This is a genomic window from Saccharopolyspora sp. NPDC050642 (assembly GCF_040654735.1).
Lineage (GTDB): Bacteria > Actinomycetota > Actinomycetes > Mycobacteriales > Pseudonocardiaceae > Saccharopolyspora > Saccharopolyspora elongata.
The window spans coordinates 52,638-76,378 of record NZ_JBFAIN010000032.1 but is presented as its reverse complement, the minus strand read 5'-3'; the positions used below and the strand labels follow the sequence as shown (position 1 = coordinate 76,378).

Annotated in this window: 27 protein-coding genes and 2 pseudogenes; 10 read left to right on the top strand and 19 right to left on the bottom strand. The window is 66.7% G+C overall.

Features of this window, described 5'->3' with window-relative positions:
- Nucleotides 1-36 precede the first annotated feature (36 nt).
- From AB0H93_RS33850 to AB0H93_RS33825, 6 genes are all read left to right on the top strand, one after another.
- Nucleotides 37-930 (top strand): carboxyltransferase domain-containing protein, encoded by an 894-nt coding sequence (locus tag AB0H93_RS33850; protein WP_358578528.1) that lies wholly within the window; start codon nucleotides 37-39, stop codon nucleotides 928-930.
- Nucleotides 927-1,907, top strand: coding sequence for a biotin-dependent carboxyltransferase family protein (locus AB0H93_RS33845; protein WP_358578479.1), 981 nt, complete (start codon nucleotides 927-929; stop codon nucleotides 1,905-1,907). The genes AB0H93_RS33850 and AB0H93_RS33845 overlap by 4 nt, the downstream gene beginning before the upstream one ends.
- A 21-nt stretch (nucleotides 1,908-1,928) precedes the next feature.
- The gene (locus tag AB0H93_RS33840) at nucleotides 1,929-2,168 is read left to right on the top strand and encodes an acetyl-CoA carboxylase (RefSeq protein ID WP_165968616.1); all 240 of its coding nucleotides are present in this window, start codon (nucleotides 1,929-1,931) and stop codon (nucleotides 2,166-2,168) included.
- Nucleotides 2,165-3,514, top strand: a complete 1,350-nt coding sequence (locus AB0H93_RS33835) for an acetyl-CoA carboxylase biotin carboxylase subunit (RefSeq protein ID WP_358578477.1) — start codon at nucleotides 2,165-2,167, stop codon at nucleotides 3,512-3,514. The genes AB0H93_RS33840 and AB0H93_RS33835 overlap by 4 nt, the downstream gene beginning before the upstream one ends.
- A 1,046-nt stretch (nucleotides 3,515-4,560) precedes the next feature.
- Nucleotides 4,561-5,256 carry a response regulator transcription factor gene (locus tag AB0H93_RS33830; RefSeq protein ID WP_358578475.1) on the top strand — a complete coding sequence of 232 codons (696 nt, stop codon included), beginning with the start codon at nucleotides 4,561-4,563 and terminating at the stop codon, nucleotides 5,254-5,256.
- Nucleotides 5,249-6,340, top strand: a complete 1,092-nt coding sequence (locus AB0H93_RS33825) for a HAMP domain-containing sensor histidine kinase (protein ID WP_358578473.1) — start codon at nucleotides 5,249-5,251, stop codon at nucleotides 6,338-6,340. The genes AB0H93_RS33830 and AB0H93_RS33825 overlap by 8 nt, the downstream gene beginning before the upstream one ends.
- On the opposite strand, the gene AB0H93_RS33820 is transcribed toward AB0H93_RS33825, so the two are convergent.
- Genes AB0H93_RS33820 through vanH form a run of 6 tightly spaced genes read right to left on the bottom strand, consistent with a single transcriptional unit; the run spans nucleotide 6,311 to nucleotide 11,165 of the window.
- On the bottom strand, nucleotides 6,311-6,757 hold the full coding sequence (locus AB0H93_RS33820) for a GNAT family N-acetyltransferase (RefSeq protein ID WP_358578471.1): 447 nt from the start codon (nucleotides 6,755-6,757) through the stop codon (nucleotides 6,311-6,313). The genes AB0H93_RS33825 and AB0H93_RS33820 overlap by 30 nt on opposite strands.
- A 3-nt stretch (nucleotides 6,758-6,760) precedes the next feature.
- Nucleotides 6,761-7,891, bottom strand: a complete 1,131-nt coding sequence (locus AB0H93_RS33815) for a UDP-N-acetylglucosamine--N-acetylmuramyl-(pentapeptide) pyrophosphoryl-undecaprenol N-acetylglucosamine transferase (RefSeq protein ID WP_358578468.1) — start codon at nucleotides 7,889-7,891, stop codon at nucleotides 6,761-6,763.
- Entirely contained in the window at nucleotides 7,891-8,475 is a 585-nt protein-coding gene (locus AB0H93_RS33810) for a hypothetical protein (RefSeq protein WP_358578466.1), read from the bottom strand. The genes AB0H93_RS33815 and AB0H93_RS33810 overlap by 1 nt, the downstream gene beginning before the upstream one ends.
- Nucleotides 8,476-8,533: 58 nt before the next feature.
- A complete protein-coding gene (gene vanX / locus AB0H93_RS33805; protein ID WP_358578464.1) occupies nucleotides 8,534-9,142 on the bottom strand; it encodes a D-Ala-D-Ala dipeptidase VanX in 609 nt (202 codons plus the stop codon).
- Nucleotides 9,139-10,179 carry a D-alanine--(R)-lactate ligase gene (gene vanA / locus AB0H93_RS33800; RefSeq protein WP_358578462.1) on the bottom strand — a complete coding sequence of 347 codons (1,041 nt, stop codon included), beginning with the start codon at nucleotides 10,177-10,179 and terminating at the stop codon, nucleotides 9,139-9,141. The genes vanX and vanA overlap by 4 nt, the downstream gene beginning before the upstream one ends.
- Nucleotides 10,176-11,165 carry a D-lactate dehydrogenase VanH gene (gene vanH / locus AB0H93_RS33795; RefSeq protein WP_358578526.1) on the bottom strand — a complete coding sequence of 330 codons (990 nt, stop codon included), beginning with the start codon at nucleotides 11,163-11,165 and terminating at the stop codon, nucleotides 10,176-10,178. Before vanH ends, vanA begins: the two co-directional genes overlap by 4 nt.
- 223 nt (nucleotides 11,166-11,388) lie before the next feature.
- Here vanH and AB0H93_RS33790 point away from each other — a divergent pair, with 223 nt between their 5' ends.
- Nucleotides 11,389-11,871 (top strand): MBL fold metallo-hydrolase, encoded by a 483-nt coding sequence (locus AB0H93_RS33790; protein ID WP_358578524.1) that lies wholly within the window; start codon nucleotides 11,389-11,391, stop codon nucleotides 11,869-11,871.
- Between the two features lie 227 nt (nucleotides 11,872-12,098).
- Here the strand turns inward: AB0H93_RS33790 and AB0H93_RS33785 are convergent, their stop codons facing one another.
- From AB0H93_RS33785 to AB0H93_RS33760, 6 genes and pseudogenes are all read right to left on the bottom strand, one after another.
- Nucleotides 12,099-12,395 carry a hypothetical protein gene (locus tag AB0H93_RS33785; protein ID WP_358578460.1) on the bottom strand — a complete coding sequence of 99 codons (297 nt, stop codon included), beginning with the start codon at nucleotides 12,393-12,395 and terminating at the stop codon, nucleotides 12,099-12,101.
- A 72-nt stretch (nucleotides 12,396-12,467) separates the two neighbouring features.
- Nucleotides 12,468-12,847: pseudogene (locus AB0H93_RS33780) on the bottom strand (glutamyl-tRNA reductase); the annotation flags it as partial.
- 218 nt (nucleotides 12,848-13,065) lie between these two features.
- Nucleotides 13,066-13,244 (bottom strand): annotated as a pseudogene (locus tag AB0H93_RS33775) (catalase-related domain-containing protein); the annotation flags it as partial.
- A 30-nt stretch (nucleotides 13,245-13,274) separates the two neighbouring features.
- Nucleotides 13,275-13,781 (bottom strand): integrase core domain-containing protein, encoded by a 507-nt coding sequence (locus AB0H93_RS33770; protein WP_358578458.1) that lies wholly within the window; start codon nucleotides 13,779-13,781, stop codon nucleotides 13,275-13,277.
- A 993-nt stretch (nucleotides 13,782-14,774) separates the two neighbouring features.
- A complete protein-coding gene (locus AB0H93_RS33765; RefSeq protein ID WP_358578456.1) occupies nucleotides 14,775-15,356 on the bottom strand; it encodes a DUF4232 domain-containing protein in 582 nt (193 codons plus the stop codon).
- A 604-nt stretch (nucleotides 15,357-15,960) separates the two neighbouring features.
- A complete protein-coding gene (locus tag AB0H93_RS33760) occupies nucleotides 15,961-16,476 on the bottom strand; it encodes a metallophosphoesterase (RefSeq protein ID WP_358578455.1) in 516 nt (171 codons plus the stop codon).
- 273 nt (nucleotides 16,477-16,749) lie between these two features.
- On the opposite strand from AB0H93_RS33760, the gene AB0H93_RS33755 reads away from it, so the two are divergent.
- Nucleotides 16,750-17,256, top strand: coding sequence for a peptidase inhibitor family I36 protein (locus AB0H93_RS33755; RefSeq protein WP_358578453.1), 507 nt, complete (start codon nucleotides 16,750-16,752; stop codon nucleotides 17,254-17,256).
- A 422-nt stretch (nucleotides 17,257-17,678) separates the two neighbouring features.
- Here AB0H93_RS33755 and AB0H93_RS33750 read toward each other — a convergent pair whose 3' ends face one another.
- Both AB0H93_RS33750 and AB0H93_RS33745 read right to left on the bottom strand, forming a co-directional pair.
- Nucleotides 17,679-18,083 carry a lasso peptide biosynthesis B2 protein gene (locus AB0H93_RS33750; RefSeq protein WP_358578451.1) on the bottom strand — a complete coding sequence of 135 codons (405 nt, stop codon included), beginning with the start codon at nucleotides 18,081-18,083 and terminating at the stop codon, nucleotides 17,679-17,681.
- Complete coding sequence (locus AB0H93_RS33745; RefSeq protein WP_358578449.1) at nucleotides 18,080-18,340, bottom strand: lasso peptide biosynthesis PqqD family chaperone; 261 nt, start codon at nucleotides 18,338-18,340, stop codon at nucleotides 18,080-18,082. The genes AB0H93_RS33750 and AB0H93_RS33745 overlap by 4 nt, the downstream gene beginning before the upstream one ends.
- A 197-nt stretch (nucleotides 18,341-18,537) precedes the next feature.
- Between AB0H93_RS33745 and AB0H93_RS33740 the strand changes: the two genes are divergently transcribed.
- A complete protein-coding gene (locus AB0H93_RS33740) occupies nucleotides 18,538-18,684 on the top strand; it encodes a hypothetical protein (protein WP_358578447.1) in 147 nt (48 codons plus the stop codon).
- A 4-nt stretch (nucleotides 18,685-18,688) separates the two neighbouring features.
- Here the strand turns inward: AB0H93_RS33740 and AB0H93_RS33735 are convergent, their stop codons facing one another.
- Nucleotides 18,689-19,177 carry a GNAT family protein gene (locus AB0H93_RS33735; protein WP_358578445.1) on the bottom strand — a complete coding sequence of 163 codons (489 nt, stop codon included), beginning with the start codon at nucleotides 19,175-19,177 and terminating at the stop codon, nucleotides 18,689-18,691.
- Nucleotides 19,178-19,574: 397 nt separating this feature from the next.
- Complete coding sequence (locus AB0H93_RS33730) at nucleotides 19,575-19,961, bottom strand: hypothetical protein (RefSeq protein WP_358578443.1); 387 nt, start codon at nucleotides 19,959-19,961, stop codon at nucleotides 19,575-19,577.
- A gap of 165 nt (nucleotides 19,962-20,126) precedes the next feature.
- On the opposite strand from AB0H93_RS33730, the gene AB0H93_RS33725 reads away from it, so the two are divergent.
- Nucleotides 20,127-20,579, top strand: a complete 453-nt coding sequence (locus AB0H93_RS33725) for a hypothetical protein (RefSeq protein ID WP_358578441.1) — start codon at nucleotides 20,127-20,129, stop codon at nucleotides 20,577-20,579.
- A gap of 228 nt (nucleotides 20,580-20,807) precedes the next feature.
- Here the strand turns inward: AB0H93_RS33725 and AB0H93_RS33720 are convergent, their stop codons facing one another.
- From AB0H93_RS33720 to AB0H93_RS33710, 3 genes are read right to left on the bottom strand one after another with little or no spacing between them, the layout of a single operon-like run.
- Nucleotides 20,808-21,683 carry an arylamine N-acetyltransferase gene (locus AB0H93_RS33720; protein WP_358578439.1) on the bottom strand — a complete coding sequence of 292 codons (876 nt, stop codon included), beginning with the start codon at nucleotides 21,681-21,683 and terminating at the stop codon, nucleotides 20,808-20,810.
- Between the two features lie 34 nt (nucleotides 21,684-21,717).
- Nucleotides 21,718-23,139 carry an MFS transporter gene (locus tag AB0H93_RS33715; RefSeq protein ID WP_358578437.1) on the bottom strand — a complete coding sequence of 474 codons (1,422 nt, stop codon included), beginning with the start codon at nucleotides 23,137-23,139 and terminating at the stop codon, nucleotides 21,718-21,720.
- A gap of 18 nt (nucleotides 23,140-23,157) precedes the next feature.
- A complete protein-coding gene (locus tag AB0H93_RS33710; RefSeq protein WP_358578435.1) occupies nucleotides 23,158-23,730 on the bottom strand; it encodes an NAD(P)H-dependent oxidoreductase in 573 nt (190 codons plus the stop codon).
- Between the last annotated feature and the right edge of the window lie 11 nt (nucleotides 23,731-23,741).

The following is a 23,741-nucleotide window of genomic DNA, read 5'->3' as shown; positions in this document are numbered from 1 at the left end:
TCGCATTCGGGGGCGAGGGGGTGGGCCGTGACCGCGATGGAGAGGCAGCTGCCGCCGGCGCGTTACGAGTTCGGTGGCGATGAGTTCGTCTTCGTCGAGCTCGACCGTGAGATGAGCTTGGAAGCCAACCTCAGGGCGATGGCGATCACCGGTGCGCTGCGCCGCGAGAATATCGACGGCGTCATCGACATCTGCCCGTCCAACGCCTCGTACCTGGTGCGGTTGAACCCCGATCGCCTGCACCCGGCCGAACTGGTCGAAGAACTGCGCAGATTGGAGCACACGGCCGGCGAACTGCCGGACGACCACGCGGTGCGCACCCGCATCGTCGACGTGCCGGTGCTCTTCGACGACCCGTGGACCCGCGAAACCCTGCTCAAGTTCCGCGACCGCCACCAGGATCCGGACGCCACCGACCTCGAGTACGCCGCCCGCATCAACGGTTTCCCGGACGCCCGGGCCGTGATCGAGGCGATCACGGCGGCACCGTTCCTGGTCACCATGCTCGGTTTCGTCCCAGGGCTGCCGTTCTGCTACCAGATGGTGCCGCGCGACCGGCAGATCCAGGTGCCGAAGTACGTGCGTCCGCGGACCGACACGCCGGAACGAGCCTTCGGCTACGGCGGGGCTTTCGCCGTGGTCTACCCGGTGCGCGGGGCCGGCGGGTACCAGCTCTTCGGGATAGCTCCCGCTCCAGTGTTCGACCTCGCGCAGCGGCTGCCGGATTTCGCCGACGACATCGCGTTCCCGCGGCCCAGCGACGTCCTGCGGTACCGGGCGATCGACCGCGACGAGTACGACCGCACCCGTTCCGACGTGGCGGCGGGGCGCTTCCGCTACCGGATCCGCGACGTGGAGCTGGTCCCGGCGGAACTGCTCGCTGACCCGGACGCAGTGAACGGGCGGCTCTTGGAGGTGCTGTACCGGTGAGCTTCGTGATCGTGCGATCGGGCGGCTTGTCCACGACCGTCCAGGACACAGGTCGAGACGGGCAGTACGCCATCGGAATGCCGCCGTCGGGTGCCGTGGACCAGTACTCCTTCGCGGTGGCCAACTTGCTCGTCGGCAACCCGGACGGTGCTGCCGCCCTGGAAGCGACGTACCTCGGACCCGAACTCGAGTTCACCGACTCGCGCAGCGTCGCGGTGACGGGCGCGGACAGCGACGTGACGATCAACGGGGAACCCGCTCCCGCCTGGCAGGCGCTGCGGGTGTCGGCCGGTGACGTGCTGGCGGTCCAACAGGTCCGCGCCGGTGCCCGTCCGTACGTCGCGGTGGGCGGTGGCATCGATGTGCCTCCGTACCTGGGCTCGCGTTCGACCTACATGCTCACCGGCATCGGCGGTTTCCAGGGACGCGCGCTGATCAGCGGCGACCGGCTGCCGCTCGGTGAGGCCGGACCAGCCCCGGCGGTCGGTACCGAGATGCCCGAGGAGCTGCGCCCGGAATTCCCGGCGGCAACCGAACTGCGGTTCGTCGTCGGGTTGTGCGCCTACCGGTTGACCGAACACGCGCTGGATTCGTTCCTCGGCACGGAGTGGAAGGTGAGCAAGGACGCCGACCGGGTCGGCTACCGGCTGCGCGGCGGATCGCTGGAGTTCATCGAACGGGAGCAGCCGTTCGGGGCGGGCAGCGATCAGGCCAACGTGGTCGACCTCGGTTACCCGGTCGGCTCGGTGCAGGTTCCCGGCGGGGACGAGCCGATCGTCCTGCTCAACGACGCGGTCACCGGAGGTGGGTACGCGACCATCGGGACGGTGATCTCGGTGGACCGGGACCGCATGGCGCAGACCAGGACCGGGGGTCGGGTGCATTTCACGCCGGTGGACGTCGAGGCGGCGATGGCCGCCCGACAGGAGCGGCGTGCACGGCTGGAGAAGGCGCGGGCGGCGGTCGCACCCGCTTAGTGCTGTTCGAGAGGAAAATCTATGTCTACAGTGGATGCTCAGATGCCGGGGGTCTTCTACCGGCGCCCGTCGCCCGAGGCGAACCCGTTCATCGAACCCGGTAGCGTTGTGCGGCCGGGTCAGACGCTGGGGCTCATCGAGGTGATGAAGACCTTCAACGAGGTCAAGGCGGACCGGGTCTGCCGCGTCAGCAAGATCCTGCTCGACGACGGCGACGAGGTGGACGTCGGCCAGACCATGTTCGAGGTCGACGAGCCATGACCGGGCTGCGGCGAGTGCTGGTGGCCAACCGCGGCGAGATCGCCGTTCGGATCATCCGCGCGTGCCACGCGGCGGACATCGAAGCGGTGGCGGTCTACTCCGATGCTGACGAGCACGCGCGGTGGGTGCAGATGGCCGACGATGCGGTGCACATCGGCCGATCAGCCGCGCAGAAGTCCTACCTGGATCCGGATGCGCTGCTCAAGGCGGCGCGGTTCACCGACGTGGACGCGGTGCACCCGGGCTACGGATTCCTATCGGAGAGCGCCGCTTTCGCCCGGGCGATCATCGAGGCGGACCTGGTGTTCATCGGGCCGCCCCCGGCCGTCCTGGAGCAGATGGGCGACAAGGCGGCTGCGCGGCGCGCCGCTGAGGCCGCCGACATCCCGGTGGTGCCCGGCAGCGGCCCGATCACCGATCCGGCGGAGGTACCGCGGGTGGCTCTGGAAATCGGATTCCCGCTGCTGCTCAAAGCCGCCGCGGGCGGGGGAGGCCGGGGGATCCGGCCGGTCCGCGACACCGAAGAACTGCTGGACGTGCTGCCCGGAGCCCGAGCAGAGGCGCGTTCGGCGTTCGGGGACGCGACGATCTACCTCGAGCGCGCGGTTCCCAACGCGCGGCACGTGGAGGTGCAGGTGCTCGCGGACGAGCACCGGAACGTCGTGCACCTCTTCGAAAGGGACTGCTCGGTGCAGCGGCGCCGGCAGAAGCTCCTCGAGGAGGCGCCCGCGCCGGCCCTGCGCGAGACGACCCGGCAGGCCATCACCTCGGCGGCGGTGCGATTGGCCGAGCACGTCGGCTACCGCAACGCCGGCACTGTGGAGTTCCTGGTCGACAGCGACGAGAACTTCTACTTCATCGAGATGAACGCGCGCGTCCAGGTCGAGCACCCGATCACCGAGGCGATCTCCGGCGTGGACGTCGTCGCGGAGCAGCTGCGAATCGCCGGTGGCGCCCCGCTCGCGCTGGATCAGGACTCGATCGAGTGTCGGGGTGTCGCCATCGAACTGCGCATCAACGCCGAAGACCCGGAGCGCGCCTTCACCCCGACTCCTGGCGATATAACCGCACTGCACCTGCCCGGTGGCCCGGGGGTGCGGGTCGACACGGGCATTTCGCAAGGGGACCGGATCAGCCCCTTCTACGATTCACTCATTGCGAAGCTCATCTGCTGGGGAACGGACCGCCAGCAGGCCTACGCCAGGGCGCGGCAGGCGCTCGCCGAGTTCCACGTCGAAGGCGTCGCGAGCACGGTGGCACTGCACCGCAGGCTGACCAGCAACGCGGAACTCGGCGACGGTCCGGTCCACACCATGTGGCTGGAACAGGTTCTCGCCGACGACTGACAGCGCTGGCGATGGCGAGCGCATGAGAATCATCGTGCTGGGAGATGCGCTCGTTGATTGGGCCTGGGCAACCTCAACGGCCTCTACCACGGCGTGCAGCAGCTCAACCACGCCCAGATCGACCGGTGGTCGCCAGTGGGGACGAATGGATCGCCGGTGCGTTCCGCGCATCGGCAATGCTACGTCGGAGCCCCGAATTGTGACGCGAGGCAGAGAGTCAGGGTCTGTGCCGACAGGCCATGACCATCCTCCAAATGACCCGCGAACACCAGCCGAGTCGCCGAGCCCGTTGGGAATCAGCGGGAACACGGCACGCGTCCTCGACGTGTCCTGGCGACGAGCCCCCAATCCGGAAACGTACGAGCTGACGATCTACTTCTACGCTGAGTGAACCTGGGCCGGAACCGAGAGGCTTCCGGCCGCCTGTTGGGCTTTGGCGTGACGTCTCCAACGGTTGAAGGCCGGGGAGGCGACCATCAGTATTCGCTGAGCTGTTCTGACCAAGGCGCTACGTCTTTTTGAGCGGTACAGGGTCACGGTCGGGCTTCAGCTGTGCAAGGCGGTCATCGTGGACCTGGCGATTTCGAGTTCTTCCCGCGGACGCACGACGAGGACGGGTACGGCCGCGGAGGGCGGGCTTGGTGCCGTAGGGCGAGGATCTCGGTGTCTTTCTCGCGGTCGCGCATCGGCAGTAGGCGCAGGAGGGTGAGGGTGTTGGTCGCGGCGAGGTAGGCCAGTCGCAGCAGCACGACAGATCATGATGCCGTCCGCCCGCAGTCAACGCGAAGACACCGGGAAGAGCGGTGTGTACGACCAGAGACAGTGATCAAGGTTGTGACCAGGCTGGATGACTTATCGGCACCCGCACAGTCCCCGCCCTCGTGAGCAGTCGACATCCTTGCGAGGACAACCGGCCTTGCGGGGTCGGTGGTCGTCCTGCTGCGGTATGACTCATGTCGCCAGCCAAGGCGGCACCGTGTTGCCAGCCTAGCCTGCACGCGTTTTCGATACGTCGGCGATATCCGCCCGCTCCTACGATTGAGAGCATGCGTGTGCTGGTTGTCGAGGATGAGCCCTACATGGCCGAGGCCATCCGCGATGGACTGCGCCTGGAGGCGATCGCGGCCGACATCGCCGGAGACGGCGACACCGCTCTGGAGATGCTGAGTATCAACGCCTACGACATCGCCGTCCTCGACCGCGACATCCCCGGGCCCTCCGGCGACGAGGTTGCCGAACGCATCGTCGCTTCAGGCAGCGGCATGCCGATCCTGATGCTCACCGCTGCGGACCGGCTGGACGACAAGGCTTCCGGGTTCGAGCTCGGCGCCGATGACTACCTCACCAAGCCGTTCGAGCTGCAAGAACTCGTGCTCCGTCTCAGAGCCCTCGACCGCAGGCGTGCCCACAACAGGCCGCCAGTGCGGGAGCTCGCCGGCCTGCGGCTGGACCCGTTCCGCCGCGAGGTCTACCGGGACGGCCGGTACGTCGCGCTCACCCGGAAGCAGTTCGCGGTGCTCGAAGTCCTCGTGGCCGCCGAAGGCGGTGTCATCAGCGCCGAAGAGCTCCTGGAACGGGCTTGGGATGAGAATGCCGACCCGTTCACCAACGCCGTGCGCATCACGGTATCCGCGCTGCGCAAGCGGCTCGGCGAACCCTGGCTGATCGCCACGGTGCCTGGCGTCGGCTACCGCATCGACACGGGACCGGACGCCGGGAGAGAGGGAGGCGAATGTGGATAGGGCGCCTGGGTTGAGCGTTCGTCTCAAGCTCACCTTCAGCTATGCCGGCTTCCTCATGCTGGCAGGCGCCGTGCTGCTCGGGGCGTTTGCGGGGTTCCTGGGCGGCTACCGGGAGAGGGCACAGGACGCTGGCGAGATTGTGATCGCGCCTTCGGGCACCGAGCTACTGCGTGACTTCGCGCCGGCGGCCGCCGGCGCGATTGTGTTCCTCCTGGTGTTCGGTCTCGCCGGAGGGTGGATTCTCGCTGGGCGGATGCTGGCCCCGCTGACCCGCCTCGCCGATGCTACGCGCACGGCTGCGAGGGGTTCGCTCTCTCACCGGATCGAGTTGGAGGGGCGCCAGGACGAGTTCCGAGAGCTCGCTGACGCCTTCGACGGCATGCTCGCGCGGCTCGAAGCGCATGTCGCCGAACAGCAGCGCTTCGCAGCCAACGCTTCCCACGAGCTGCGTACTCCACTTGCGATCACGCAGACCCTGCTCGACGTCGCTCGCAACGATCCGAACCGGGAAATCAGCGAGCTCGATGAACGCCTCCGCGTCGTCAACGCCCGAGCGATCGACCTCACCGAAGCACTGCTGCTGCTCAGCCGCACTGACCAGCGCTCCTTTTCCCGAGATGACGTTGATTTGTCGCTCATCGCGGAAGAAGCCACCGAAACACTCCTCCCGCTTGCCGAGAAGCATGGCGTCGCCATTGAAACCTCCGGGGACATCACCCCGACCATCGGGTCCCATGCGCTCCTGCTGCAGTTGACCACGAACCTCCTGCACAACGCGATCGTCCACAACCTGCCCGAATACGGCACCGTTCAGGTCAGCACCGCTGTCGGTCCCGAGGACGCCGTGCTTACGGTCGAGAACACCGGCGACAAGCTCAGCCCGCACGTGGTCTCCACGCTCACCGAACCGTTCCAGCGCGGCACCGAACGCGTCCGCAGCGACCATGTAGGTGCCGGCCTCGGTCTGGCGATCGCCAAGAGCATCACCCGAGCGCACGACGGAACGCTCTCGCTCAGCCCGCGCGCCGACGGCGGGCTCTGCGTCACGGTACGACTACCCGCGACAGCTCGGCAGGTCACGTAGGAAGCGGGACGAGATTCCAGCTTGGCCGGTGTACCCGCGTCGCTCGTAGAACCTGTGCGCGTCCGGCCGGCGATCATTGCTGGTGACCTCCATCCGAACGCATCCGTGGCTGGCGGCGAAAGACTCGGCGGCCTCGACGAGCCGGGAGCCGACGCCGTATCCGCGTGCTCGGTCGGAGACGACCAGTGCGGTGATTCGGCCCAGGCGCCTTCGCGTTCGAAGAACGGCAGACGTGGACGGCGATGACGCCGAGTGACTCGTCGTCGGTTTCGGCGATGTAGGTGCACTGGCCGGGTCGTCGAACCAGGCCTGGAGCCAAGCGGCTGTCGCTGCCCGATCATCCCGGGGATAGCCCAGCTGGCCGAGCGATTCGTTGACGGCTTCGGCGTCAGCGCTGCGCGCTGGTCGTATCCGCATGGTTCACTCCAGGCCTCGTGAGTCGATACTTCGTTGCTCCGCGACCGCGGTGAGCACGTGCCGGGCCAGGATGACGTCCGCGTCCGGTGCGCCAGCCGCCGACGCGTGGGCCGACATCTTCGCGATCCGCTCGGGATCGGTGAGCACCGGGATGAGAGTGGTTTCGATCCAAGTCGGATCAAGGTCAGCGTTGTCGACGAGCAGTGCCCCACCGGCAGCGACGACCGGCTCGGCGTTCAACCGCTGCTCAGCGCCGCGCAGCGGCAACGGGACATACGCGGCAGGCAATCCGACGGCGGCCAGTTCGGCGCACGTCATCGCCCCGGAGCGGCAGATCACGAAGTCGGCCGCGGCGTAGGCGTACTGCATTTCGTCGACGTAGGGGACGGCGACGTAGGGCGGGTCGGCGGGGCGGCCGTAGGGCACGTCGACCGTGTGCCGCGGCCCGGTGATATGCAGGACCTGCACGCTGGCCGCCCGTAACGCCGCCGCGGCGCCGGACACTGCGGTGTTGATCGCTCCCGCACCCTGCGAACCGCCGGTGACCAGCACTACCGGCCCATCGCGGCGCAGCCCGAACCGTTGCCGAGCCGCGTCGCGCAGCGAGGCCCGGTCGAGCCCGGCGATCGCGGGCCGCAGCGGGATGCCGATCGCGGTGGCATGGGCGAGACGAACACCTGGCGCAGCGGTGAACACATGCCTCGTCATCCGAGCCGCCACTCGGTTGGCCACTCCGGGCCGCGCGTTCGCCTCGTGGACGACGATCGGCAGGCCACGTCGTCGGGCGGCGAGATAGGCCGGCATGGCTACGTAACCGCCGAAGCCCACCACGACCTCGGCTCGCACACGGTCGAGCACTGCACTGGCTACCCGGACCGAGTCGCGGAGCCTGGTCGGCGTCTGCAACAGGTCGCTGCTCAGTTTGCGCGACAGCGGCACCGGCGGGATGAGTTCGAGCGGGTAGCCGCGAGCGGGGATGAGCGTCGTGTCCAGTCCGCGGACACTGCCGAGAGCGATGATCTCGGCAGTGGGCTCCAGACGGCGCAGCGCGTCGGCGAAGTTCATCGCGGGCTCGATGTGCCCTGCCGAATGGCCACCAGCGACAACGACGCGCGGTGGCGGCTCGCCTGGCATCACGATGTCCCCCTGATCAAGATTCCTCGGTTCGCGTGAAATCGCTCGAATACATGCATGGGTAGCGATGCGGAGTCTGAATTGTGGGAGTATCCCGACGGATTGTGGAACCGCACTACACCGTCATCGACCGCATAGACCAGCACGAGGTGGCCTCCACGTTGGGGCTCGTGGGTGTTTGGGTCGCGAATCTCAGGTGATACTGACGCGATCATGACCTGTCCGGGTCGCACCTCTCGGCTGGATACGTGAATGGGCGTGTGCTCGACCAGTTCGCAGTGAAATCCGAACTGTGAGCTGACCCAGGCCATGAACGGCCGGTAGATGAGTCCTTGGACCTTGCCGGAGGGCTCCACCACGTAGCAGCCCCAGTCTAGGGCCAGCGCGAGGAGTTCGCCCATCGGCAGCCGGATGTCGGTCCATCCCTGGAGCAGCGACTGTAGGCACGCCAGACCGCAGACCTTGCGGGACCAGAACAGGTATTCCTCGCTTGAGCGGTATCCGTCGGAGCCCCAGTCGTGCAGTCGCGATGGATCGGTGCCACCCAAGAAGACCTCCAGCCCCGATAGGTCGGTGCGCCGCATGACGACCTCGTCGTTGCGTTCCAAATGTCCCCACTGCGAGATGCAATGGAGACTCCGATCACGTGATGGGAAAGTCGAAGTAGACATCAGGATGGGGCTCGTTCCTCAGCGTGTAGTGCCACCATTCGCAGTCGTACCGATCGAATCCGCAGTCCTCCATGATGGAACGGAGATGCTCACGGTTTTGGGCCTCGGTTGGCGTGATTCCTCGGGCTCGATGACGTGAGATCGGGTCCATGAGGTCGTGGCCGCCACCCATGGGAGCAAGCTCACCGGTGGCAAGGTGATAGAGGGTCAGGTCGACGGCGCTGCCCCTGCTGTGGCCCGACTTCGCGGCCACATATCCGTTCTTGAACATCTGGGGCCGGTCGATGTTCGGGTAGTGCCGCAGTTTGGTCCGGCCATCCTCGGGCTGTTCCGACCAGCGTAGGAAGCAGTCGACGGCGCGTTGGGGGCGATACCCGTCCCAGAGGAGCAGCCCGAAGCCGAGGGAGGCTGCCTTCTCGCGTGCTTGCTCCAGGGCCGCGCACAGGGACCGGGTGCCGACGATGCGATTCGCGAGATAGCCGTCTACGGGTTTGCCGGTGAAGTTGTCCCAGGTGGCGTACTTGGCATCCCAGCGGACGCCCGGCACCCAATCGTCAACGTAGACGAAGTCGTCGTTCATCGCTTCTTCCCGTGCAGTGTCATCGAGATGAGCCGGTCGATCAGATCGGACAGCGGCACCCCTGCGGCGGCCATCATCCGCGGGTAGCGGCTGTAAGACGTCATGCCGGGCATGGTGTTGACCTCGTTGAGGACCACCCGCCCGTCGTCGGTGAGGAACATGTCGACGCGGGCAAGTCCCTTGCAGCCCAGGGTGCGGTAGATGGTCTTGGCGGTCTCTTGGACGAGCTGGCGCGATTCGTCGGAGATGTCGGCGGGAACGATGAAGGTCGAGTTCTCCGATCCGGTCTCGGGTGAGTCCTCCTGGTGGATTCTGAAGAATCCGTGCGAGAGGTCAACGCGGTCCACCTCGCCCACGATCAGGCCGAACAGTTCTTCGAGGACCGCGCAGCCGATCTCGCCGCCGGCCACCGCCTCCTCGATCAGAACCCTCGAGTCGTACTGTCGCGCTGCGCTCAGCGCGCTCGGCAACTCGTCTTTGTCGGTGACTTTGCTGACGCCGAACGATGAACCTGATCGAGCCGGCTTCACGAAGACGGGATAGGGGAGACGGTCGGGGTCGACCTTCTCGTTCTCCGCGACGACCCAGAAGTTCGGCGTGGCGATTCCTGCGCTCTTGGCGACGGTGTAAGCCAGGGACTTGTCCATGCACACGGCCGAGCCCTGGACGTCGCAGCCGACGTAGGGGATGCCGGAGAGGTCCAACAAGCCCTGGATCGCGCCGTCCTCGCCGAGCTTGCCGTGAAGCACGGGAAAGACGACGTCGAGGCGTCTCGCCTCATAGCCCTCCTGCCCCATGACCAGCAGGCCGTGCACACTTCGGGCGGGTGACAGCATGGCTGGACGAGCGCTGCCATTCTCCCAATCCGCGCCAGGGCCGTCACAGAGCTTCCAATCGCCGCCCGTGGTGATGCCGATCCAGAGCGGTTCGTACTTCTCGGTGTCGAGGTTCCTGGCGACCTCTTGCGCCGATTTGACGGAGACGGGATGCTCTTCGGACGCGCCACCAAAGATGATTCCGACCTTCAATCTGCTCATGCTGTTCTCCCACTCTCAAAGTTCAGGCAGTTGATGAGACTGTTCTCGACGGTGTCTTTCAGGGCGTGGTCCGTGTAATAGGCGGAGTGCGGACTGATCAGCACATTCGGCAGGCGCTGCAGCCGCACCAAGGCCTCGTTCTCGATATGCCTGTTTCGGCAGTCGGCGTAGAAGATGCCTTCCTCGCCTTCGAGGACATCCAGCGCCGCACCGCCCAACCTGCCGCTCTCCAACGCCGACAGGAGAGCCTGGGTATCGAGCAGCGGGCCGCGCCCTGTGTTGACGACGTACGCGCCGGGCTTCATCCGCTCGATGCGATGACGATCGAGGAGATGATGGGTGTCCGCGGTGAGCGGGGTATGGAGCGTGACAATGTCGCTCTGCTCGATCAGTTCATCGAGCGGTACGTAGTCGACCGAGGCTTGATGCCGGCTGTCGTTGGCCAGCACGCGGCAGCCGAAGCCTCTCAGCCGGTCGATAACCGCTGTGCCGATGCGGCCTGTTCCGATCACCCCGACGGTCAGGTCCCGCAGCTCCTTGCCGTGAGTGTCGCTCAGCCGATAGTCATGAGCGTCGGTGCGGCGGATGGTGGATTTCGCGTGGCGCAAGGCCATCAGCATCAACATCAACGTGTAGTCGGCCACGCTGTCCGGTGAGTAGGCGACGTTGCCCACCGAGATGCCGACGCGCTCGGCGTACTCCAGGTCGATGTGGTTGTAGCCGATGCTTCTGGTGGAGATGTATTCCACACCGGCCTTGCTGAGCGCCAGAAGCGTGGGATTGGTGATCTGAGTCTTGTGGTCCACGCTGATGCATCGGTTGCCACGTGCCAGTTCAGCGTTGGTCTCGCAGGCGGCGGCCTCGGTGATGGTGGGCGACAATCCGAGGCGTGCCCCTATCTCCTGGAACAAGGTGGCTTCGTCCTGGCCGCATCCGAAGACCGCGAGTCCTGTCGTCGGGATGGACGAGGGAGATGGCTCGACCATCGTTCGGGCGCGACGGTCCGTGGTCGCTTCGCTGTAGATCAAACCCAATTCGCTGGAGGCCATGTCTCAAGTCAAGACAGCGCCGTGTTGTCAGCACGTATGCGATTTTCGATACGCGGACGATATGCCGCCCCAAGCTGCCGGGTTACGTGAGCGCAGCGGCGATCTCGTCGAGGCGCGCCGCGCGGGAGGCCTTGACGAGCACCACATCGCCCGCGGCGAGATGGCCGCGAGCCATTCAACGGCCGTCTTGTTGTCAGCCAGACGAGTACGTGACCACCAGCGACCTGGACCGCGCCGGCCTCCAGATGGCCAACGTCTTCGAGGACAGCGTCGCCCCGTGCACCGGGCCGGGCAGACCGTGCTGTGGGCGGGCGACCACTACGACGTTGACGCCCAGCTCCGCATCGAGCCGGCCTCCGGCCACACACCGGGTTCCTCCGTCGTATGGCTGCGGTCGGGCGCGGATCGGGCGGTGTTCGCCGGAGATCTGCTGCACAGCCCGCTGCAGATCGTGGAGCCGGACGACTGCCCCGGCTTCGACGAGGACGAGCCCCGCGCACGGGAGAGCCGTCGCCGGGTGCTGGGGGAGGCGGCCGACCGGGGCGCCCTGCTGTTCCCCACGCATTTCCCCGGGCCGGGCGCCGCCGAAGTGCGGCGCGTAGGCGATAGCTTCGAGGTGAAGGATTGGGTGGCATGGCGGTGAGGTTCTGCGGCATCCCGTGCGCGATCGATCCGGCCGGCACCGCGCGGTTCGCCGCGCCGACGCTTGTGGACGGTCAACCCAGTGCCGACCGTCCAGCGCGGCCCGACTGCACAACGGTCGGTGTGCTAATCAGTCGAACCTCAATTGAGTTCCTGGGTACTGCGGACAACCAGGTCCATTGTGGATTTCTGTTGTCCGGCGAGCTCACAGCCCGACCGCCGGGGACCTCACAGATCCTTGTTGTCGAACACATCCTCGTACAGTCCCGCCAACTCGGTCGTATCCACGATCTCGGCGAGTCGCTCCAGTGCGTCCGGACGAGTTAGCGCCGTGCGCTTGTCTTCGAATTCGGCGACGGACATGTCCAGCTCAAGGATCGTGATCACCTGCCGGTCGTCGGCGGCATTGCGTGAGACGCTGACCTTCGCGGGGTAGTCGTCCACATCCCCCGGAACCCAAGCTTCCATGAACTGCTCATACGTCACGCCCGCCTTCAGGGTTCGTACGAACACAGCACGCAACATCGCTACCCCTTGAAAGAGAATCCTGGCTGCCCAGCGCGATGCTAACCACGGCCACCGACAGGCCGCCAAAATCTATCTGACCCGGCCTTCGAAGAGATCTCGGAGCGCATCGGCGTAGCCAGCCCTGCCAGGCACCGACGCCAGCTGCTTGACCCGCACGGTCGGGGTGTGCAGGAGCTTGTAGACGACGCGGCGCACCGTGCGGGCGAGCTCGCCCTGCACGGTGCCGTCGAGCTCGGGCAACCGGGCTTCCAAGTGCAGCAGCTCGGCGTCGACGACCTCGGCGGCGCGCTCACGCAGCGCGGTCACGGGCGGGGTCACCTCCGCGGAGAGCTGCGCGGCGAGGTAACCGCGCAGCTCTCCGCGACGATCTTGCCCGCCCGCTCGGTCTCGCCGCCGTGCCTTTCGGACAGCCGCTGCTGCAGCGTCTCCAGGTCGACAACGGTGATCCCGGTGTCCTGACACTCCAGCATCTCGGCGAGGAGCTTCGGGACATCCGCTCCGGTTAGCGAGGCCCGCTCCAGCACCCGAACTGGCGCACTGTGGTGCGAATTGAGCAGGTTCACGACGAAACCACCGCTCTCTACGAGGATTCGGCTCGCGGATGTTAGGAGGGGCCCGGCCGCCTGGCGGAGGCGGGCCCCTCGTCTGCACGGCGTGATCCGCCCGATCAGGACTGCCTGGAGCGGACGCCCTCCTCGGCCCGCTGGCCCAGGTCCTCGTCCACCTTGCGCCAGTACTCGAAGGCGCGCTCCAGCACCGGCTCGGTGACCCTTTGAGCAGATGGCCGACGATGTTGGCGACCAGCCGGTCGCGTTCTTCGTCGTCCATCACCTCGCGGGCCAGCGTTGCCCTTGCCGAAAACCGCATCCACGCAGGTCATGCTGCGCGCTGGTACTCATGAAGGATGCCACCCAGTCGATCGCGTCGACGTATGTCGATGGCCTCGAGCTGTTCCGGATCGGTGACTGGCACGGGCAAGGGACGTAGCGGGCGGGCGTTCGCGATGCCTTGGTGAGGCCGGTGGGAGTTGTAGAACTGTTCGAACTCGCGCAGGGCACGGAGCAGATGTCGCTGATTCCAGATCAAGGTCCGGTCGAGGAGTTCGCGGCGGCAGGTCTGCCCCCACCTTTCCATGATTGAGTTCATTCGCGGCATCTGGACGCCGCTGAGCACGACCTTGATCCCCGTCTCTGTCAGGACGGTATCGAACAGGGCGGGGAATTTGCCGTCCCAATCCCGGATCAGGAACCTTGCCCAGCTGCCAGCGTCCTCGAGGTCCATGACGAGGTTCTTCGCGGCTTGCGCTGCCCAGGAGGCGGTCGGGTGGGCGGTCGCGCCCAGGATCCGGATCCGGCGACTGGCGTGCTCGATCACCGCCAGCACGTAGATTCGTGCCCCGGACAGAGTGACTGTCTCGAAGAAGTCGCACGACAGCAAGGCATGGGCCTGGGAGCGCAGGAAGTCCGCCCATGTGCTGGAGTTCCGTTCGGGTGCCGGTCGACACCGGCGGCCTGCAAGATTTCCCGGACGGTGGACGCGGCCAATTTCACTCCCAGGACGAGTAGTTCCCCGTGGAGACGGCGATCTCCCCAGCTGGGGTTCTCCTTGGCAAGGCGCAGCGCCAAAGCTCGGATGGAGCGGACGGTGCGCGGTCGTCCTGGGCGCTTCGGTTTGGAGATGGTCGCGTGGCGGCGTGCGACCAGGTCGCGGTGCCAGCGCAGCACCGTGTCCGGACGCACCAGCAGCCGAAGCCGATGCAACACCTCCAGCGGCAGCCGGTGCAGCAGTGCCGCCAGGAACGCTCGATCGCTCGGAGTGAACCGGCACCCTGTTCTTGCCGAGTTGGCGTTCCAGCACCGCAATCTGATGGCGCAGGGCCAGGATCTCCACGTCCTTGTCCCGGTCACTCATCGGTCGCAGGCGCAGCATGGCGAACGTGTTCGTCACACCCAGGTACGCCAGTCTCAGCAGCACAGTCGATCACCATGCCGTGGTGCTCGACAGCGGCGAAAGCGTCCGCTCGAGCGACTATGGTCGACCTACCCGGACACCGCCTCGGACCAGGGCGGATGAGGTTATCGGCAAGGGCAGGGTTGGCGGGTGGCTTGTCGCTGCAGAGCGGCGGTGACCCGGGATGAGCGTCCGATCCATTCGAGGCTGGTTTTGGTTTTGGGTGTGGTGAACACGGGTGTCGCGTTGTTTACATTGGACAGTGTCTGGCGGACCGGTCGTCGAGGTGGACGTCGTTCCAGTGCAGGGCGAGGGCTTCGCCTTCGCCCTGCCGGTGCCGATGAGGACTTCGCCGCCAATCCTGGGCTTCTCGCGGCCCACGACTGCCCGGTCCCGAGGATGCGTTGCTCCGCGGGGCTTTGCGGGTCAGGCCTCCTGCCAGCTGCTGATCGTGGCCTCGCCGCCGCACAGGTCGAAGACTCCGCCGTTGGTGGGCTCAATGGTCTTCGGCTCGCCGTCGTTCATCTTCAGGATCACGGCCCAGACCCGGTTGCAGGCCGGCCCGTCGGGACCGCCCTGGTCAGCCGGCCACTCGACGTCCGCAGCGGCCGACTGGCCGGGCTCGAGGATGACCGGGCCGCCCGTGCCCGGCTGGCCGTGGTTGATCTGGAGACCGTCGGACGGGTTCCCTTCCCGGTCCATGAACGTGACGTCCGGGAAGTCGTCGGTCAGGGTGCAGCTAGCCTCGCCGGCGTTCGTGACCTTCAGGTGGGCGTTCACGTGGCCGGTCGAAGAGAGCTCGAAAGACGGATTCATGTTGTCGATTTCGCAGGGCCCCTGGTCGTCAGGGCTTTCGTCGCCCTGCGAGTTCGAGCCGGCGTAGGTGCCACCCTGCGCACTGCCCAGCTGCGGGGCCGGCGGCGTCTGCTGGGCCGAGCCGCATGCGCTGAGTGAAAGTGCGAGGGCCGCGGCGGCGGTCAGGGTGGTCCCGATGGTGCGCAGGTTCATTTCACTGTCCTTAAAAGATCCGGTCTGCAACCTTCTTTCGATGACATAGACGTGCGACCCCGTGGCTGGTTGCTTCCAACGAGTGTGACCGCAGACATACAGGACAACGTGGTTCCGTGGGGCCGTGAGCGCTTCATGCCATCGTGTTCCGGCGGCGGCTGGACGGGAGGTGACCACGAGGCGGGTCTGTGGGTAGCGGTTGAGCAGTTTGCGCAGCCACTGCCGAGGTGGGCAATCGAGACGAATCCACCGCGCCACACCTCCGCTGGTCACTGTCTCTTGTGGACATTTCTGGGGGTCAAGGGGTCGCAGTTCAAATCCTGTCAGCCCGACCGTGAAGAGAGCCCGCTGATCGGCACAAAAGTGCAGGTCAGCGGGCGTTTCCGTGTCCCGGTGTGGATCTCGAGTGATCGTCCCGATGGGTGCCGTCTCGATTTTTCGGCATTTTTGGGAGGATTTCGGAAGGATCGGTTTCGCGGGTTTGAAATGGGGTGGGAGGCGCCGCTGTTCGCCTGCGTGGGTGGTTTCGGTGTGCGCTGGACGCTTGCGCTGATCACGCGGAGATGTGGATCTGGCCTTTACCGGGAAGGGCGTGCGCCCGGCGCTACTGGCGGGTCGTGGTTCGGGGCGAAAGGCGGTGGAGTTCGACGTCGTGGAGGCGGCCGTCGGAGATTTCGGCCGTTTGGTACGTGCAGTGAGGTTGGCTGCGGCGGTCGGTGGGTGAGCCCGGGTTGAGCAAGCGGAGGCCGCCGGGCGTCGTGGTGTCCCACGGGATGTGGCTGTGGCCGAACACGAGCACGTCGGTGTCGGGGAACTGCCGGTCGCACCTGGCCTCGCGGCCCTTGGCCGGCCCGGTTTCGTGGATCACTGCGAGCCGGACTCCGCCCAGTTCTTCCCGGGCGATCTCGGGCAGGCGCTTCCGCAGCTCCGGGCCGTCGTTGTTGCCGTACACCCCGATTAGCCGGGAGGTGCGCGCCGCCAGCTCGTCCAGCAGTGCGACCTCGACCCAGTCGCCTGCGTGGATCACTACGTCGGCAGCCGCAATTGCGTCCCAAACCTCGTCCGGCAGGGTCTTGGCGCGCTTGGGGAGGTGCGTGTCGGCGATCAGCAGCAGGCGCATGCGACAAGTCTCGACCAGTCCTGCACCGTTTCGCCACGGCACGGCCCTCGGCTGCTGGTTGATAAAACCGAGGCCACCGTGTTGGGGCTTGATCCCGGCGACCAGCAGCATCCACTCCCTGCCCGCACGTCGAGCCAGGCTTGACTGTGCCAAACGTGCCTCGCTCCACAGCACGACCGCTGAACTGCGTTTTGCGACGGGTGTCGTGCACCGCAGCGCTGGCACGGTTGCTCATGGCCCGACCTCGAGGACGGACATCTGAACCTGTACGCCTTGCGGCAGCTCTACGACGTGAAGGCCGGAGACCGCCGTCTGGGTGATGTGCTCGCTCTGGGACAACGACGTTTTCGATCCGGGCGTTTGTGCGGGAGGGGCCAGGAACGGGCCGGGCACCAATTGGACGCGAGGGAAATGCTGATGAGATTCATTCGACGGGTAGGGCGAGGCGGGGTCGCCGTCGCTGCCGCGGTGACGCTGGCGGCCACTGGCGCCGTGGCCGCACCGCAGGCCTCGGCCGCTGAGGCCTGCCGGCCCAATGGCCTGTGTCTGTACTACAACACCGGATTCAACGACATGAGGTTCGTGACCGAGCGAACCGGAGTCGGCTGTTGGACCCTGCTCGTCTACGGGCTGCGTGATCACGTCAACTCTTACCGCAACAACCTGCCCGTCTACGTGGATTTCTTCGACGCCAACGGAAATCTCGCTTGGAGAATCCGTCCTGGCGGCAGCAGCTCTGACAGCAGGCCGTTCGGAGGCGAGTACGCGGTCTGCACCTAGCGAGAAGCAGCTTCAGTCGGCAGTCGCTGGGGTAATGTTCGCCCGTTTTTCGGCGAGTACTACGAGGACCCCGGCCGAAGAGGCGAGCAACGACCCGTCCGAGCAGAACGCGTTCCGGTAGTACCAGCTCAACCAATGGGTTCAGCAAAGCCACTGGTGGATGCCGATGCACCTTTAGCGCCAGTGCGCGGGCACCGTCGCTCCGGCCCCGGACTGGCTGCGCGCCGAGCTGGCCGGGGGTCGGGCCTACGGCGGGCTCGACCTGGCGCCGATCCCGCAGACCTACCGCGGCCTCACCTACGGCATGACCGAACTGATGGCGCTCACCGAGTCACGCGGCTGGCCCCACCACGCCAACCCCGTCGCGGAGTGGTGCTTCGACGCTGTGGAAGTTCGCCACCCACCCGGTGACGCCGACCAGCTCAGATGGTGAGCATGGGTTTGTAGTGGCCTTCCGGGTAGGGCTCGCCGATGAGCTGGCCGTCGGCTTCGATCCAGGCGTGGGCGGCGAAGGGGTGGGTTCGTACGCCGGTGCACCAGGTGGGCCAGGTGCCTCGGGTGCGGCAGAGCAGGGCGGTGGCGATGGAGCGTTGCAGGCAGCCCTGTCCGGCGCAGCGCAGGCTGACCGCTACCACGTGGTTTCGAGCGGTCAGTGCTTGTTCGGCCGTGGCCGGAGACGCGCCTCGGCGGGCGAACTCCAGCACGCGACGAAGTCGGGCAGGTGTGGTTCTCGCGAGCGGCCGGGCGAGAGCGACGGCCAGTAGCGGCAGGATGCGGCGGTGCAGCGGGAGTTTGAGCCGTTGGCCGAGGGCGACGGGCACGCTCATGGGTTCACCACCAGTTGCGCGGTGCGGAGCTGGTCGAGGACGGCGGTGACATCGCGTTCGGCCTGGCGTTGATCGATGTCGTAGCGGTCGGTGAGATCGGCGGCGATGGCCTCGGGGGTGTGGCCGTCGAGCAGGTGGCGGAGCATTGTGCTGCCGGTGGTGTTGAGTTGCCAGTAGCGTCCGGTGCGCTGGTGCAGCAGGACGGTGCCGTCGTCGGTGTCGGTGGTCGCCACGTCAGGGTGCAGTCGCAGTGGCATCGGGCCTCCTGGGAGTGGTGGGCTGGAGTGCGGCACGCAGCCAGGTCTCGCAGTTGATCAGGACTTCCAGCGTCTGGCGCATGACCGTGTCCGGTTGTGGCGCGGCCAGGCAGGCGCGCAACGCGTCGCGGTCGAGCAGGCCCCGTTGGGCCAGGGCAGAGTGCGTACAAGGATTCGAGGGCGCGAGAGTGTCCGTTGTGGACAAACTTGGCGCGGCGTTCCAGGTCAACCCGCACCTGTGGGTCCGCGTCGGCTGCGGCTACACCGACGGCGCGACCCTGTACTTCGCGGCCGAGCACATGCCGGCCCAGGCGTGTGCCTCGTCGATCTCGGAACCGTGTTGATCCATCAGTCGTCGGCGAGGATCGCGTACAGATCCGAGTCGCGCCAGCCATCGCGAATGTACGCGGTGCCGCGCATCCGGCCCTCGTATCGCATGCCGATCTTGCGCAACACCGCCGCCGAGGCGAGGTTGCGCGGGTCGCACGTGCCGGATATGCGGTGGAGCCCATGCTCGCTGAAGCCGATACGCAGCAGTTCCCGCGCCGCAGCCGTAGCTATGCCTTGCCCCCATAGCCGTGGATGCACCGCGTATGCGATCTCGCCGGTGCTCGGGCCGCGCAGCTTCAGCTCGGCGCTGCCCACAATGTCGCCATCGACGAGCACCGCGAAAACCAGCCGGTCTGGGGGTGCCGCCACCGCGGCCCGCACATACGCCTGCGTCTGCTCGTAAGTGTTGGGGCCCCACGCCTGATAGCGGCACGATTCCGGCAAGCAGGCCCAGACGTGGACGGCAGTGACGTCGTCGAGTGCGAGCGGCCGGAGCTTGAGCGTCATGGCGGCACCTTAGATCAGCACGCAACGCTGCCTGAACCCTGTGAGACCGGCGCGGCTAGTCGGACGCGACCGGCTGCGCCGGGGCGAAGAAGTGCCACGAGTTTGAGACTGATCACGGCCGCAATCACTGTGAGACAGAGGAGAAACCGCAGGTTAAAAAAGATCGACATGTCATGCGGTGTGAGACCCTACCCGGCTCCTACGCCTCAGGCTTCCCCGACGAACACGCCTTCGAGACCTGGCTACTGCGCCTGGAACAACTCTCCGACGCCGAACACGCGAAACGCACGATTCCGGCGGCGCCCTCCCCGGTAGCCGGGGACCGTGATCTGAACTCACCCGCCCCTGGGAGCGATGGGAGGTCGGTACGAAGTCGAGGCGACTTGCCCGACGAAAGCTACTTGCTGCCGATCTCCTTCCGGAGCGATGCGGTGAACGCACGCAGCTCTCGGACCAGGTCTTCCTGGTCAATGTTCTTGGCACGCCAGCACGCCTTGACGAAGGCATCCGCTTGAGCGCGGGTCTCTTGAGCGCACAGCAGATGGACGGCCGCGCGCCCCCGTTGCAGCTGGGACTGCCATTCGCGCAGCTCGCTCGGTTCGAACGCTTCGGTCCAGTCCTTGCTGCCTCTGCGGAACTCGTAATTCGGCGCGAGCGTGTTGGTCGCCGTGGCGACTTCGTCGGGGTCGAGCTTCTGGAGCAACCGGGTCAGGACTGTGCGTCGCCACGCCAGCACCTGGTGGACGAGCCTTCTGCCTTCGGCGGTGAGCGCCAGCGTGACCACGCTGCGGTTGTCCTTGCTGAGCAGGCGTTTCGTGACCCGGCTGAGGGAGATGCGCGAACGACCGCACCGGGACGGCGGGCCCAGCGTTCAGGGGCCTAGCGCGTCGCGGCGCCACTGGGAACGATCCGGCCTTGCTCGAGACTGCCTCGGGGCACATGGAGTAGCTTGCTGAGCATGGAAGTGGTTTGGGCAGTCGCTTTCTGGATCGTCCTCATCATCGGGCTCACCTGGTGGCTGCTGTTTCTCATCGCTGCGGGCTACGTCATCAGCGTCGTCGTCACCACCGCCCGGGATCCCCGTGACGCCTGGCGCCGGCCTGAACTTTGGGGGCGGCTCGGCGCCGGCTGCGCGCTCGCCTTCCTAGCCACAGTCGGCTACGGGATTACTTCGATGAAGGGCTCCTTGAGGAAGGACCCCACCGACCCGTGCACCATCGACGATGACCTCATGGGCAATCACCCGATCATGGACTGGCCGCTGAGCGACACCAGTTGTAGCGGGTACGAATCGGTGCCCACCTTCGTGAATCCAGCGATCTGCCTGTTCGCTGTGGTGTCCTTGGCATCGATGGCTGCGGTGATCACGACCCGACGCAGGGCACGGGCTCGGCTGAAGTAGCCGCGTCCGGATAGCGAGCCGCACAGGACTACGACACCGATCACGTGACCTACGCCCTGCACAACGCCGTCCGTCAACTCCGCGCCCGCGAACCGGAAAACCCCGCCTACTGGTCCGCCCACGTCCACATCGGACCGTGAGCGGTTCGGGGCGCTATAGCACCCCGAACCGCTCACGGGCCCGACCTCCGGGCGGGAGTGCCGGCGCGCCCGGCCCGGCGGCACCGGGTCAAGGGCGCTGGTCCGCTGGCCACGGCTGCTCGACGAGCTGCGTCGCGTCCGCATCGTCAAGGTCGATGTCGAAGGTCTCGGACAGGATCTCCGGCAGGTCGGCTCGGTCCACGTCGCGGGTTTCACCGGTTCCGTCCGGATACTGGGTGTTCAAGGTGACGCCGTCGAGCAGGTGGTGGACCTCCGGGTGGAATTTCTGGGCGATGGGTCGCGTGGTGAACGGCGAATGGGAGGACGTCGACACGTAGTGGCTGCCGACCTCGTAGTCGATCCGGTACTGCGGGGTCATCGTGAACGTGCGCCGGTTCAGCCAGCCGTTGCGGGAGAAGTGGTGCAGCGCCCCCACCTGCGCGCCGAGTTCGTCCGCGCCGAGTTCGAGCCGGAACCGCCATCCGCCGATGGTGAGTTCGCCATCGCTCGGGGTCAGCTCGATCGGTTCCATCGGGCCCGAGCCGAAGCCGACGTCGCAGAGCCAGGCTCGATCGTCCTCGGCGGTGGTCACGCGCAGCACCGCGTGCGTGGCGGGCAGCGGCCCGTTGTCCGGGCCGATGAAGATCCGCCCGCCCAGGCCGATGACACCGAAGCCGAGCCTTTCCAGCACGGCCGCGAACAACGCGCTGTTCTCGTAGCAGTATCCGCCCCGACGCTGCCGAACCATCTTGTCCTGCAACGACTTCACGTCCAGCAGCACCGGCCGGCCGAGGACGATCTCCAGGTTCTCGAACGGGATCGTCGTGGTGTGCAGGTAGACCAGCCTGCGCAGCGTCGCCACCGTCGGCGCGCGGTCACCCTCGAAGCCGATCCGGGCCAGGTAGGCGTCCAAGTCCAGGTCCTCACCGCTCCACCGGTAGGACGGATGTGTCGGTGTGCTCATGCTCTCCTCGCCTTCTCTCCCGACTAGGGGGTGTTCAGGCAGCCGCGACCGGTTCGGCTGCTGTGGTGTCGTTGTCCGCGTTGACCGTTCGACGGCTGGGCAGGAGCACCGCGGCGAGCAGACCGAGGAGGGTGAGCGCGGCCGCGACGACGACCGTGGTGCGCAGACCTTCCGCAGTCGCGATCCGCAATGCGTCACCGTCCAGCCCGGCCGAACCGGCGTTCGCGATACCGACGAGCACCGCCAGCCCCACGCCGGTGCCGACCTGCATGGAGGTGTTGGCCAGCCCACCGGCGCTGCCCTGCTCCTGCTCGGCGACACCGGTTCCAGCGGCGGCGAACACCGTCGGGAACACGGTGCCCATCCCCGCGCCGTAGACCAGGATCCCGGTCAGGATCGTCCAGTAGGAGCCATCGGTGACCATCCCCGCGGCCAGGAGCGCACCGCCCACCGCGCCGAGCAGCAGACCGCTGATCAGGGTGGTGCGGATTCCGATCCGGACGATGAGCCGCTCAGCGATGAAGTTCGCGACCGCGATGACCGCCGAAAGGCTCAGGAAGACCAGTCCGGTGACGAGTGCGCTGTACCGCCACACGTTCTGCAGGAACAGCGTGAGGAAGTAGACGACGTTCTGCATGGTCGCGCCGAAAACGAAGATGACGGCGAGCACCGGGGCCAGTTTGCGTGCCAGCCGCAACGGCATGAGCGGGCCGGAACTGCGTGCCTCGATGACCAGGAACGCGGCCAGCAGCACGACCGCCAGCACGCCACCGCCCAGGACAGGTGCCGAGGTCCACCCGGTTTCCGGCCCCTGCGCCACGGTGAACACCAGCAGGGTGGTGCCCACGGTTCCGGTGAGCGCGCCGGGCACGTCGAAGCGCCCACGGTCGCGAGGACCGTCCGCGCGCAGCACCAGGAACGCCGCCGCCGTTCCGGCGATCACGAGTGGAACGTTGACCAAGAACACCGCCTGCCACCCGAACGCACTGGCCAGCACCCCGCCGAGCAGCGCCCCGAGGCTGAGTCCGCCGGCACCGGCCCCCGCCCACACCGCGAGCGCTCGGATCCGCTGCTTCCCCTCCTCGAACATGGTGTTGACCAGTGACAACGTCGCGGGGAACAGCACTGCCGCGCCGATCCCCTGGATCGCCCTCGCCGCGATCAGGGCGGTCGTGGTGGCGGCGAATCCGCCCAGCAGCGACGCGGCGCCGAACAGCACCATCCCGAGCACGAACATCCGCCGCCTGCCGAGCAGGTCAGCGGACCGTCCGCCCAGCAGCAGCAGGCCACCGAAGAAGATGGCGTACGCGCTGACCACCCACTGCATGGAGTGGGCGGAGAAGCCCACGTCGCGGGCGATATCGGGTAGGGCGACGTAGATGATCGTGAAGTCCAGCGAGGTGATCAGGCTGGAGAAGGCCAGCAGGGCCAGGGCTGTCGCCGGTCGTTTCAACATCGGTGCCTCCTTCCGGGCTCAGAACGGGTACGGCTGGGCGATGCGGGCGGCGCGCAGCGCGCGGGCCCACCAGGTGAGCTGGTTGAGCAGCGCCGTCGCGGCGGCACCTGCACCGTCGATGTCCAGCGGCTGGCCGTTGTCGTCGAACTTGTTCCAGCACGAGTGGAAGCTCACCGTGTCGCGGATGGTGACGGCGTGCAGCTCTCCCAACACCTGGCGCAGCTGTTCGGCACCCCGCAAGCCACCTGAGACGCCGCCGTAGGAGACGATGGCGACCGGCTTCGCCTTCCACTCGTCGACGTAGGAATCGATAGCGTTCTTGAGCGAGGCGGGATAGCCGCGGTTGTACTCGGGCGAGACGAAGACGAACGCATCGGCCTGGGCGAGGCGCGGCGCCAAGGAGTCGACGGCGTCGTCGGGGTGGCCCAGGACGTCGGGCAGCCCGGTCTCCGCGAGGTCGATCAGGTCCAGGTCGAGCCCACCGTGCTTGATCGCGTGGTCGTGGAACCACTCGGCCACCGTCGGGCCGAATCGCTGCGCCCGCGTGCTGCCGATGATGATCGCCACGCGCAAGGAGTCGGTCGTCTGCATCGGATCCGCCT